At 43.2% G+C, this 12,720-nt stretch carries 7 protein-coding genes; 4 read left to right on the top strand and 3 right to left on the bottom strand.

Annotated elements, in window-relative coordinates; genetic code table 11:
• Positions 1 to 106: 106 nt before the first annotated feature.
• Positions 107 to 1,552 (top strand): FAD-dependent oxidoreductase, encoded by a 1,446-nt coding sequence (locus RTL34_RS02425; RefSeq protein ID WP_312114324.1) that lies wholly within the window; start codon positions 107 to 109, stop codon positions 1,550 to 1,552.
• Positions 1,553 to 1,647: 95 nt separating this feature from the next.
• On the opposite strand, the gene RTL34_RS02420 is transcribed toward RTL34_RS02425, so the two are convergent.
• A complete protein-coding gene (locus RTL34_RS02420; RefSeq protein ID WP_203171917.1) occupies positions 1,648 to 3,312 on the bottom strand; it encodes a fatty acid--CoA ligase in 1,665 nt (554 codons plus the stop codon).
• Between the two features lie 272 nt (positions 3,313 to 3,584).
• Between RTL34_RS02420 and RTL34_RS02415 the strand changes: the two genes are divergently transcribed.
• The 3 genes from RTL34_RS02415 (at position 3,585) to RTL34_RS02405 (ending at position 6,094) form a co-directional block, all read left to right on the top strand.
• The gene (locus RTL34_RS02415; RefSeq protein WP_312114321.1) at positions 3,585 to 4,772 is read left to right on the top strand and encodes a cupin domain-containing protein; all 1,188 of its coding nucleotides are present in this window, start codon (positions 3,585 to 3,587) and stop codon (positions 4,770 to 4,772) included.
• A gap of 12 nt (positions 4,773 to 4,784) precedes the next feature.
• A complete protein-coding gene (locus tag RTL34_RS02410) occupies positions 4,785 to 5,456 on the top strand; it encodes a hypothetical protein (protein ID WP_312114319.1) in 672 nt (223 codons plus the stop codon).
• A gap of 80 nt (positions 5,457 to 5,536) precedes the next feature.
• Positions 5,537 to 6,094 (top strand): hypoxanthine-guanine phosphoribosyltransferase, encoded by a 558-nt coding sequence (locus RTL34_RS02405; RefSeq protein WP_007115322.1) that lies wholly within the window; start codon positions 5,537 to 5,539, stop codon positions 6,092 to 6,094.
• 101 nt (positions 6,095 to 6,195) lie between these two features.
• Here the strand turns inward: RTL34_RS02405 and recD are convergent, their stop codons facing one another.
• Both recD and RTL34_RS02395 read right to left on the bottom strand, forming a co-directional pair.
• Positions 6,196 to 8,172, bottom strand: a complete 1,977-nt coding sequence (gene recD / locus RTL34_RS02400; protein ID WP_312114312.1) for an exodeoxyribonuclease V subunit alpha — start codon at positions 8,170 to 8,172, stop codon at positions 6,196 to 6,198.
• A 29-nt stretch (positions 8,173 to 8,201) separates the two neighbouring features.
• Positions 8,202 to 12,701 carry a UvrD-helicase domain-containing protein gene (locus tag RTL34_RS02395; protein WP_312114310.1) on the bottom strand — a complete coding sequence of 1,500 codons (4,500 nt, stop codon included), beginning with the start codon at positions 12,699 to 12,701 and terminating at the stop codon, positions 8,202 to 8,204.
• Positions 12,702 to 12,720: the final 19 nt, after the last annotated feature.

The raw sequence follows: 12,720 nt of genomic DNA, 5'->3' as shown, positions 1-12,720 counted from the left end.
TTCATTAACAACAAAAGCGACAATGACTGCATAAATGTCACAGTAACTAGATTATTTTCCGCTACAATTTATTTCTTCATTTTGGGCAACGCATAAGGGCAAAATTATGTACGTTAATTCAAGTACGCAATCACCGACTGTAGCAGTTATTGGTGGTGGTTCAGCAGGTTCTACGATAGCTATACGGCTGGCGATGGCGGGCATCCATGTGCATTTGATTGAAAAAAATGCTAGCCTTATCAACGCCCCACCCATGTGTCATCTGCATGCAGGTGGCAATTTGTACCGCGAAATCAGTGATGAAGATTGCCGCATGTTGATGCGCCAATGTATTGATATTGCCAAGTTGTATCCAGAGAGTATTGATGTACGCCCCACCCTTATCACGGTGCCAAAACGCGATAACAATACCGCCACTGACTTACTGCCACGGCTTGATATGTTAACGGCTTACTATCAATCATTGGTTGATGCTGACCCTAGCAACCAAGTGTTGGGCAAAGTTCAGGATTATTACCGAGTGTATGACAAGCAGCAAATTCAACAACTGATTCAATTAGAAGCTAAAGACATTCCGAGCACCACGGATGAGTGGGTTGTGGCAGCTCTTAAAGTAATGGATTTGGAAAAACTGCAATACCCCATCATTGCGGTGCAAGAATTCGGCTGGAATATTTTTAGACTCTCTGCCAGTGCTTTTTTACAATTGCAGCGCCTACAGAGCGCTCAAGTACATCTAAATGTCCAAGTTGATGATTTAAAACGTCACATGGATGGCTGGCAAGTGTCATTTACCGATGAACATGGTGAGCTGCAGCGTATCTATGCTGATTTTGTGGTCAATGCTTGCGGGTTTAGAACTGGTATTATTGATGACAAAGCAGGCGTGCATATCAAGCGCATGGTAGAATTTAAAGCTTCCTATATCAGTGAATGGCGTGATTATAAGGGGCGTTTGCCTGAGATTATTTTTCATGGTGAGCGTGGCACGCCCAATGGCATGGCGCAGTTTACTCCTTATCCTGACGGGTTTTTTCAGTTACATGGCATGACTGAAAACATCACTTTATTTAATGATGGGTTGACCAAAGCCACACAAGAAAGCAGCCAACCGCCCATTAATCCACAATACCTAAGTTATATTGAAAACGGCTGGGAGCCAAACGCCCTAAAACAGCGCACCCAAAACGCCATAGATTATGTCAGTGAATTTGTGCCAAGTTTTCGAACTGCACAAGCGGGAAATAATGCGTTATATGGTGGGCAGCAAGTACCGAGTGATGATATTACCGTGCGCGTCGCAGATTTGCAGGTGTTTGCCAAGCTGCGTTATGCGGTGGCAGAAAATGTGAAAGCCAATTCTACCCTAGATGTGGCAGATAAAGTCATGGATGCGCTAGTTGATGCCAATTTGATAGAAAAATCTGCTTGCAAGCGTCCCAACTGGCACAAAATTGATGTCAATGAGGTCAATATCGTGGCACGCGATATTGCCAAAGCCCGACAGTATCCGTTATCGATGGCAAAGGTCAATCAGCGCTTACTGGTTTGATGGATTGCTGGCTTGATAAAAAAGGTAGAAAAAATTCTACCTTTTTTACTCTGTTTTTTACTTTGCTTTTTAATTTATTGTGATTAAGTGACAGTCTAAGCAAATAACCCTTGGGCATATTGATCGCGGATGACTTTTTTATCAATTTTACCTACGCTGGTTTTTGGTAATTCCGTGATAAATTTCACATCCTGCGGAATACCGTATTTTGGCAAATGACCGCGCTCATACGCTTGTTGCGCAATCGCGATGATGTCTTCAGCTTTGGTGTCTTGATAATCGGGTTTGAGCACAATCAACGCCATCGGACGCTCACCCCAGCGCGCATCAGGAATCGCAATCACAGCAATGTCGGCAACGCTTGGGTGTAATGACATGATGGTTTCTACTTCAAGCGAAGATATCCATTCGCCCCCCGATTTGATGACATCTTTTAGCCGGTCGGTGATTTTGACATTGCCTTTTGCGTCCATCCAACCGATGTCTTGGGTGTGCAGATAACCGCCCTCCCACAGCTCGTTGCCTGCGTCCTGATTTTTGTAGTAACTCTGCGTCAACCAAGGTGAACGCACCACGATTTCGCCTGTGGATGTGCCATCGTTTGGCATACGTTTGCCGTTGTGCCAGATTTGCAAATCGACCAATGGCACCGGTGAGCCAGACAAGCAGCGATGCTCAATTTGTTGCTCTTCGCTCATGTGTTGGAATGTTTCATCAAAGCTGACAATGCTGATAATCGGACAAGTCTCTGACATGCCATAACCCGTAGACACTTCGATGCCGCTGGCTACAGCCATTTTGGCAAGTCCTTGATTAAGCTTAGAGCCACCGACGACCATTTTTAAGCCGTTGAATTTTTCTTGGCGTTTGTTGATTTCACCCAGTAGCATTTGCAAAATCGTTGGCACGCCATGGGTAATGGTGACTTTGTGTTGTTGTACTAAGTCAACCATGGTGGAAGGCAAATAGCGACCTGGATAGATTTGCTCCAGCCCTAGCATGGTTGCGACAAATGGAAACCCCCAAGCATGGACATGAAACATCGGTGTCATTGGCATATAGACATCTGAATAGCGCACCCCTTGACCTTCGACATTCAGCGCACAGCCAATTGCGACGACGAGCGTATGCAGGACGATTTGACGATGGCTAAAAAATACGCCTTTGGGATTGCCGGTTGTACCGCTGGTATAGAAGGTTGTGGCAATGGTGTTTTCATCAAAATCTTCAAACTCGTACTCATCGCTGGCTTGTGCTAGCATAGCTTCGTATTCGCCTTGGGCATATGGGGGCATTGGCGTGTTGTTATCATCCAACCAAATCACATGCTCGACCGATGGCGCATCTTGGGTGTGGCTTTTGATCATCGGCGAAAATTCTGAATTTAACAGTAGCGCTTTTGGCTTGGCATGATTGATGGTATATAGCACTTTGTCTTCTGACAAACGCACATTAACGGTTTGCAAGATATAGCCACACATCGGGATGGCAAAATAACATTCCAAATAACGGTGGGTATCCCAATCCATGACCGCAACCACATCGCCTTTTTGTAGGTTTAAGCCTTTTAAGACATTGGCTAAGCGATTGACACGTTTGAAAAACTCATGATAGGTGTAACTGGTTTTGTCGGCGTAATGGATTTTTTTGTTGCCAGAGACCACTTTGGCGCGAGACAATAAATTTTTGATAAGCAAGGGAAAACCATAAGCTTGGTCGGCTTGTAGGTAGTTTTCGTGCTGATTTAAAATAGCTGTCATAGAACATTCCTTTGTTGTGGTATAACTGTTGTTGTATAAACAACGAGTCAATCAAATATTGCTCGTCTAACTTTCCTGTGAGTACTTCCTTGTGAGTATTGACTATATACGAGCGTTATAACCAATACAACCAAAAATATGAAACTTTCCAGTTCAATATGTTTCATATTTTTACGCTTTTTTTACACTTTGGTGAAAAAAATTTTATTATAGGATTTTGGTATACTGCCTTTGCTATAATGCGCGTTACCTATCCCACTGAACGAAAAAATATGACCCAGCACTTTTGTTTGCCTAGCGATATCAGCCCCGAACAATTTTTGAGCGAGTACTGGCAAAAAAAACCACTGCTAATCAAACAGGGCTTGCCGCAATTGGTTGGTATGTTTGAGCCAGACGATATCATCGGGCTTGCCCAAGATGAAGACGCCACTGCCCGACTCATCAGTGAAAATAACCAGCAATGGTCACTTAAAACCAGCCCTCTTACCGCCAAAGATTTTCAAAAACTGCCAAAACATTGGACGGTGCTGGTGCAAAATATGGAACAATGGTCGCCAGCGCTTGGCAACCTATGGCATGCGTTTGATTTTATTCCACAGTGGCAACGTGATGATATCATGGTGTCGTATGCGCCATCAGGTGGCAGCGTTGGCAAGCATTACGACAATTACGATGTCTTTTTGGCGCAAGGGTACGGCAAACGTCATTGGCAATTGGGCAAGTATTGCGACCAAACAACCCAATTTGAAGCAGGGCAACCGATTCGTTTGATGAATGAGATGGGCGAGCTGATATTTGATGAGGTGCTTGAGCCAGGCGATGTGCTGTATGTACCGACCAATCTCTCCCATTACGGGGTGGCCGTTGAGGATTGTTTGACTTTTTCGTTTGGATTTAGGCGCCCTACCCCATTACAACTGCTCGATAGTTTGGCGGATGTGGCTACCCATTTTGATGATTTAGCCATTCCCCTCAAAATCAACCAACCTTCTGCAGTTGCAGGCGAGCTGTCGATAGCCAGCGTTCACGATATCAAAGCGCAGCTGATTGCGCTGCTAAACTCTGAACTTGGCGATGAAATAATGACTCAAGCGATTAGCGAAACGGTAAGCAAACGTCAATATGAGCTGATGCTGCCTGATACGTATGCCGATATTGATGAAATACAAAGCGCCTTGGCAGCGGGTGCTGTCATCATGCAAGACATGTCTAGCCGTATTGTATTTACCCAAACTGAAGCCGACTCAAAAACTCAAGCAAAAATTTATGTCAATGGCTGTGCCATTGACGCGGACGATATACCCGCTAACGCGCAATCACTCCTCATTCGGCTCGCCAATGGCAAATCCGTCGATGAGCAAATTTTGCAAGCAGCCGATGTCGAAACTGATATAATTTGTGATTGGATAGAAAATGGCTGGGTAGTGATTGATTACCCTGAAGAAATCATTGGATAACGAAAAAATATTATGAGCTATTATTTTGGGTTTACCCCTTCCGCAGAATTGAGCGCTACCATTGATAAGGCATATGAGCTGATTGCTAGCAAAAGCAGCGAACGTTATGATGTTTATCGCGATAAAATCACCCAGTTGACCAGTAAAGAGCTGATGGATGCGCTACTGATTAAATTAATCGAATCGCTACCGGATGATTCAGAACGAAAAGCGCATTTGATTAAAACCGCAGAAACCATTGAAGCGACTAGCGACAAACTGATTAACACACTGCTAAGCCCTACAAAAAATGAAGATGTGTTACCTAGCTTTGATTTTTTTGACCAAAAAGTGTTAAAAAACACCCAACTGGGTGAACGTCGTATCTCAGTGCCACTCACTGACGAGCTAGCAAAGAGTTTACTGGCTACCATAGAAAATGTCCAAGCAGGTAAAGGGCTTGAAGAGCAGCAAAATTTGATTCGGTTATTTAGCGAACTAACCAGAGCCTGTTTGCAGCATTTTTTGGTCGATTTTACCAAAACGCTCAATTTAAATATGCTTAAACGTGCGGCAATTCCAGTGACTGACGGCATCATCGTCAAAGTAATTGACATTGCCCTACACCGTTTAATCCCACAAATGCCGCAAGAATCGCTGGAGCGTTTTACCAAACATTACCAAGCGTTAATATTTAACAATTAGGTATTGCTAACCGTTATTATTCAATTAGATAAAACTGCGTTACAATAGCCCACTTATTTTTTTAAATTAATAGGTCCACCATGAATCAACTTAGCAATCAGCAAATCGAAGAAGCGCTACGCAATTCTGAATGTCTTATCAGTAGTTTTGAAGTGAGTAGTGCTTACGAGCGTTTGGCAGCCAGTGTCAACCTGCACTATGCAGGTCAAAACCCCATTGTGATGGTGGTGATGAATGGCGGGTTGATTCCAGCAGGTCAACTGCTTACCCAGTTTACTTTTTATCATCGTATGTACTATATCCATGCGACTCGCTATCGCAACAACCAAGGCACCAATGAACTTGAATGGAAATTCAAACCTGAAATTGATTTGGCGGGTGAAGATATTTTATTGATTGATGATATCTTTGATGAAGGCATTACCCTAAAAGCGGTGGTGGACGAGCTGGCAAAAGAAAATCCAAAATCTATCCGCACTTGTGTGCTACTCAATAAACTCCATGACCGAAAAGTACAAGAGTTTAAAGTTGATTTTGTGGGTCTCGATGTGGCGGATCGCTATGTGTATGGCTGCGGTATGGACTATCACGGGTATCTACGCCATATGCCAGGGATTTATGCGTTAAAAAATGTGTAAAACTGCTTGTCATAAATAAAAAGGTATCGTTGGATACCTTTTTTTATGGCGTATTTTTTTAGAATATATCTTTTTATGATGTCTGTTTTTAGCACTATCTTTTATGGCGTGTTGTTAAGATGATCAAATTGTAATTGTAAACCAGTTTGTCGCACCGCTTTTTGCGTCACCGCTAACTCAAAATTCTCTTTAGCGCTATATATGGATAAAGCGGATTTACTGCGCGTCACCGCTGTATAAATCAGCGCTTGGCTTAGTAGCCTTGTATGCGCTTTATCAATACAAATGGCGACCGTGTGAAATTCTGAGCCTTGTGACTTATGAATGGTCATCGCATAGGCATAGTCGCAACTTTCACGGCTTAATCGCTGAATAGGTATCACTTTTTCTGCAAAACACGCGTATAACTGCCCTTGGTACAACAAACAAATCGCAATATCGCCATTGAATAACCCCAACTGATAATCATTGTTTTGGATGATAATCGGTAAACCGTGATAAAAGTAGGCTTTGGTTCGAGTGATTTTGGAAAACTCGGTAAAAGCTAGGCTCATCTTTTGGTTGATTGATTGGGTGCCCAATTGTCCTTGATGACCTGCACACAGAATGCGATACCTATCAAATACTTCAAATAACCCTTTTCGATTATCCGCTTCAAAAATATTGACAGGCTGGCTGTACCATTGCTGCATAAGCGCAAAAAATGGATGATAAGGTTTCGCTAATTGGCTGAAAACAGCAGGCAAACTCGAAGACGCATCAATTGGGTAAAAAGGAATATTGACTGTTTGCTGCTTTGTTTGCTGTGTATTACCAGCCAAATCTGATGGATTTTCACTTTGAGATAGCTTGATTGATTGTAAATCAATGGGTTGTAATAATCGCTGGATTAACTTTATTTTTTTAGGTGCAGGCAAATTTTGCTGAATGGCGAGAGCAAACTGACCGACAACTGAATTTGAATCAAAGCGTTTTGACTCGGTCAATTCCGTAATATAAGGCTGCAAACGCGTCACCGCGCACAAATCTGATAGAACCGACCCTGCGTCTACTGCCGCCAGCTGGTTTGCATCACCCAACAAAATCAGCCGACCCGTGGGTTTGATAGCATCAACCAGCTGACTGGCAAGCTCAAGCCCTAGCATAGACGCTTCATCTACGATAATCAAATCATCAGGTAATGGATTTTTGGCGTGATAGCGTGGTATCCCATCACTACCAATACCCAAAAGCCGATGTAATGTTTTTGCATTGTCCAAAGTGATTTCTTCATCTTGCAAGCTTTTTTGCAAGCTTATACGTAATGACTCTTGCATACGCTGCGCCGCCTTCCCTGTGGGTGCAGTCAAGGTGATAGATAAAGGCGGTAAATTAGGGTCTTGTTTTCTTTTGTGCTCGTGCGCCTTTTGCAAACTGGTTACCAGCTTCGCCACGGTAAAAGTTTTGCCGGTACCAGGGCCACCGATAATAATACTCAGTGCGTGTTGGCTTGATTTTTCGATGGCGAGTTGCTGCATCGCATTGGGTTTGGGCGCCAAACCGTTATCGACCTCTTGTGATCCAGATATACCATTAAACGCCGCCACTTTTCTATGGGCAATTTTCATCAACTGTTTGGCTAACGATTGTTCTGCATACCATTGCCGATGTAGCCAAACAATGTAGCTAACTGGCGTTTTACCAACTCCATCATCTGATTGGCCGAGCTTTTGAAGAATGATAGGCGTGTTGGTATCATGGTTGCGTAATTCATCACCTACCCCTATTACGCTTGCCCAGTTATTGTCCGTCAACTCTGCAATGAGTGATTTTTCATTCTCATCGCTGATAGTCATTTCATACACGGTATGACCTTCTGACAGTTGTTCATTGATTTGGTCAAAAATTTGCAAGATTTTCGGTTTTTCTTTTGTTTTTTGGTTGTTATTTTGATTTTTTTCGCTTAGGCTATTTTTATTGGTTTCTGTGTTAGTTAACTGTGATTTTTGCTGCTTGCGGTATTGAATAAAATTGGCTAATTGGGTTAATTTAGCAGTTTCTTCAATTATAGCGCTTGGCTCAGTCGTGTTTGTTTTCATGATAAATTCTTTATGCGTAATGGTTAATTTTAATTGCCGTTGGGATAGCCGAACATATCATCGAGTGCCAAGATAAAGGCACTATCAAACTGTTTTACTAGTTTCCCACAGGTAGCGTGTTTGGGTGACATACCGCGTAAAAAAGCATACTCGACCGCACCCAAATGGGTATTGATATCATAATTAGGTAGTCGCAGCTTGAGATAGCGATGCAGCGCCACTTGGTAAATGCTTGCTTGCAACCAATAACTATGCGTGGTCATCGCGTCATATAATGCTGCTGGGTTATAATTGTCAAAATCATTGCCAAGATAATTGCTTTTATAATCGACGATAAAAAACTGTGTGCCGTGCTGATACACCAAGTCAATCTCCCCTTTAAGATACTGCCAAACCATGGTATTGACTTCTTGGCTCTGCAATTGCAGTGGGATATCAAATTGATGAAACAACGTGTTTAAGTCGCTAAATGACAAATGCTGGTTTAAGCGTAAATTAAACCCTAATTCAGCAACTTTTTGGTTGTATTTGATATTGACCAGCGGCACTGATGAAGCGGCTAACGGCGTATGAATGATGTCATCTAGCCAATCCACCAACGCGACATAATCCGGCTGCAAATCATCAATGTTGATATCATGCCAGTTGCCATACTGCCCTGCACTACTCTCTTTTGTAGAAAAATAATTGCTCGGCATTTGGTAACGTCTTAACGTGCGATCCACCATGACTGACCAGCGTTTTAACTTATCTGATCTGGCATCTTGCTGTTGTGGCACCGCCAACTCAGGGGTTTCATTGTAATTATTGGCGATGTCTTCTAAAACACTATGTAAAAAAGTACCCGGGTTTGTGCCTTTTTCAAAGTTAAATCTAATGGAATTAACCTCGTTACCCGACTCCCCCGGTAGCCTGTTATCGGTGATAGGCAATAAACGGATTTGCGCCGCTGCTAAAATATCATCATCTTGCCTATCTTCGGCATTAACCACTGTGTCAACGCTGGTATGCTCAATATAACGAGACAATGCGGTAAAACTGGTATTCGCCCATCCTTTAAAAGTATCGATGGTGATGACTTTGATGATTTCATCGTAATCAATCTTAGCGACTGTCTTAGCGACTGTAGCGTTTTGCTCATTTTGCCTATTTGTTTTGGGTGTGAACTTTAGCTTTGAGTCATAGTATTTGCTTAGGCTATTTGAATCTATAATATGGGTCGTTTCAGTCAATGTTTCTTTGACAGCAAATTTTGCCAAATCGTCCATAAAAGGTGCCAAAGCAGAATTTCTCACCGCAGATTTTTTGGCGACAGTCACAAGATACACTTGTTCTTTTGCGCGGGTAAGGGCAACGTACAATAATCGCAGTCGTTCCTCATACGCAGATTGGTCTTCAATAGCGACATAATTGATTGAATCAATTGAGTTATTATCGGCTATTTGGGTGGGTAACGCGGTCAATCGCCGGCTTAACAGCGGGTTATCATTGTTTTGAGTCAATTTTTGAGTGAATTGGGGCGCTGCTTGATGGGTGGTTTGTATACCATACAGATATAACGGCGCACCACGAAACTTGGCTTTACTCTCCCCGGTAAACCCAACCACAAACACTATCGGAAATTCCAAGCCTTTAGACGCGTGAACCGTCATCAGTTGCACGCCTTCATCGGATGGTAAGCGCTGCTGCGTTGACCAATCTTCTTTTGGCTGCTGCTGCACTTGGGCGCAGAACCACTCAAACAGTTGATGCTCGCCTACCTGTCCATTGAACTGGTCGCTAATAATATCTAACAACTGGCGCAAATCAATGAGTAATCGCTCGCCATTTGGATGTTTGGCGAGGCGCTGCCAAAAATTGCGTGTGATTTGGCTGGGTAAAGTAAGGGGCTGATTGAGTAGCCACTGTATAGCGACCAAAAAACTGTGTTTTTGCCACAATTCGCTGGCGGTCAATACCAACTGCTGAATCTCAGCCAAACTGGTGTTTGTTGACGCTTGATGAGCTTGATGAGGCTGAGCTTGTCCTTGCGCCGCTTGGGCGTTAGTTTGATTAAGCGCATCATACAACTGGTTGATTTGTTCAAGGGTCAGCTGAAAAAAACTAGACAACATTAAGGATTTTAACTTTGATTCGCTAAATGGCGTCAACAGCACGCTTTGCAAGGTCATCAAATCAACACTCATGCTATCGCCAAAGACACTTTGACTACCACCTCTGACCGTCGCAATCCCATGATGATGTAAGCGTTTTTCGATGGTATGAAGTTCACTGTTTTTGACTGCCAACACACAAATATCACTCAGCGTCAAGCCACGAGTTTGGTAGCTTAATGCTTTACTATCATCAAATAAATCAAAAATTTGCGCGGCAATCGCATCGGCATAATCCACCGTTTTTTCATCAGTTGATGAGATGATGTCATTCGAGGAGTCAGTATCATTTGATATGCCGTCATTCTCGGCTACTGCCACCATTTGCTGACTATAGGGCGCTTTATATTCGATAGCAATATGATTGAACGCAGGTAAGCTTACAGCTTCATTTTCCGCCGCATTGCCGACAACTAGCTCAGTGGTTTGGCGCGTGGCAGAGATTTTGCGATAATAAATTTCACGCCCCATAAAATATGGCTGTTGGTTAACATTGGGCAGCTGGTCGGCTTGATTTGGGTCAATATCTTGCTCGCCAACGCCATACCAGTGATTGAGGCTATCAATCAGTGCTGCCGATGAGCGATGGTTTTGGCTCAGTGACTTGGGTTGTTCTGGAAATAATTTTTTTAGCGTGGTGTAGTTTTGTACGTCCCCGCCGCGAAATCCATAAATTGCCTGTTTGGGATCGCCTACCAACAGCAAAAACTGCGAAGGTGTGTGATATTTTCTAGCCTTTGATTTTTCTGCTTTATCTGGCTCAAAGTCTTGTAAATAAACCCTTTGAATCAGTAACGCTTGTTCGGTGTTGATATCTTGCGATTCGTCAATTAACGCGATGGGATACTGATGGCGAATATAACGCGCTAACGATTGACCTTTTTTGCCGGATAACGCATCGTTTAACCGCGCCAATTGTAAGGCAAAGGTCGTTAGCCGCTGTGATTCAAGTCGTTTTGGCAGGTGGGTACGCACGTAACGGCTGATAAACTGGGTAAAGTAAAAATTTACTTGTTTAAAGTAGTCTTGCAAGGCTTGCGTTTGTTGGATAAGCTGCCAAATGTTGTCCACGATATCAAAGGATTTGAATGTGGCGCTTTGCTGTTCTTTTTTGCCATTAAAGCCTTTATTGTTGACGTATAAATCTTCAATGCCATCTAGCACCTTAGCTATATTGCCAACTTTATACATAGCAAAGACATTGGTAATGTCACCCGTGCTGAGTAAATTTTGCAGATTTTTAATTTCGTTAAAGTGTTTATGAAGTTTATTGCTAGCACTAAACCCTTGGGCTTTACGAAAGTCACTATCAAAATATGCCTCAAACTCACTATCATTATCATCTGCAATCGACTGCATCAGTGCCTTGATAGCAGTGGTATCAAACGCTGTCAATGGTACAGTATCGATGTCAGCGGTATAAAAATTCAGTGCGCGATTGACCGCCTCGTAGTAATCATCAACCGGTAAAAACACGTTATTGTCAAACATCATCGGATACAATTCAGGCATATTGGCATTGACCTGCGCCATAAACGCCCTAAGTTGGTCGTGAATCATACCCTTGATGATGCTGCTGACATCATTACTGATTTGCACCTCTGCAGAAAACCCCGTTTCGCTACTATATTCCCTCAGCCACTTTTGACACAAACTATCAAGGGTACTAACAAATAGGCGATCAAGCTGGTTGAGCGCCAATGTGGTGCGCTGCAGTGCGATACGAAAATTGACGGTGTTTTTGGCAGGTTTGTGGGTGCTGTTTTCACTATCATTGGCGGCTGGCTTTGGGGTGTTTAAGCTTGCTCTCGGGCTTACTTTTGGGCTTGCTGCAGCGGTTACATCTACCGGCAAACCGAAGATTTGTTTGGCGACCCACTCGATTAAGTGTTTATTGATAGGGTCTTGGTACTTACCCAGTAAATTTTTTTGTGCCGCAAGCGCTTGTACCTGCGCAATAAAATGTGCATATTTTTGTACAGCGATAGCTTTGCTGCTATCCAATTCACTGTCGTTTAACGGTGTAAATGTAGAATGATTAATCATTTGCAGCAATTGATAAAAATCTTGCAAACGCTCACGAATCCGCTGGCGCATTTCGGCGGCGGCACTTCGCGTAAAGGTCGTGGCGATAATTTTTTCACACGGCTGCCCCGCTTGCACGATTAGTCGCAACATCACGCCCGTCAACGTCCATGTTTTGCCTGTGCCTGCTGAGGCTTCAATCAAATGACGCCCCGTCAATGGCAAAGTCACGGCAGGGGGCAAATGGGATAAAGATTCAGCGTCTTCTTTAATACTTGCTTCGTCGATGTTTGCCTCGATATTTGTTTCGGTGCTTGCGTTAATGTTTGGGGAATGAATATCGTGTTTCATAAGATTTCTTTGATAAAAA

Source organism: Moraxella sp. CTOTU47915 (assembly GCF_031986685.1).
GTDB classification, from domain to species: domain Bacteria; phylum Pseudomonadota; class Gammaproteobacteria; order Pseudomonadales; family Moraxellaceae; genus Faucicola; species Faucicola tetraodonis.
The sequence above is the reverse complement of the archived record's forward strand: the minus strand, read 5'-3'. Positions and strand labels throughout refer to the sequence as shown.

Coding starts and splice junctions, on each gene's coding strand:
- RTL34_RS02425 (WP_312114324.1), top strand. CDS start 107: ATGTACGTTAATTCAAGTACGCAATCACCGACTGTAGCAGTTATTGGT.
- RTL34_RS02420 (WP_203171917.1), bottom strand. CDS start 3,312: ATGACAGCTATTTTAAATCAGCACGAAAACTACCTACAAGCCGACCAA.
- RTL34_RS02415 (WP_312114321.1), top strand. CDS start 3,585: ATGACCCAGCACTTTTGTTTGCCTAGCGATATCAGCCCCGAACAATTT.
- RTL34_RS02410 (WP_312114319.1), top strand. CDS start 4,785: ATGAGCTATTATTTTGGGTTTACCCCTTCCGCAGAATTGAGCGCTACC.
- RTL34_RS02405 (WP_007115322.1), top strand. CDS start 5,537: ATGAATCAACTTAGCAATCAGCAAATCGAAGAAGCGCTACGCAATTCT.
- recD (WP_312114312.1), bottom strand. CDS start 8,172: ATGAAAACAAACACGACTGAGCCAAGCGCTATAATTGAAGAAACTGCT.
- RTL34_RS02395 (WP_312114310.1), bottom strand. CDS start 12,701: ATGAAACACGATATTCATTCCCCAAACATTAACGCAAGCACCGAAACA.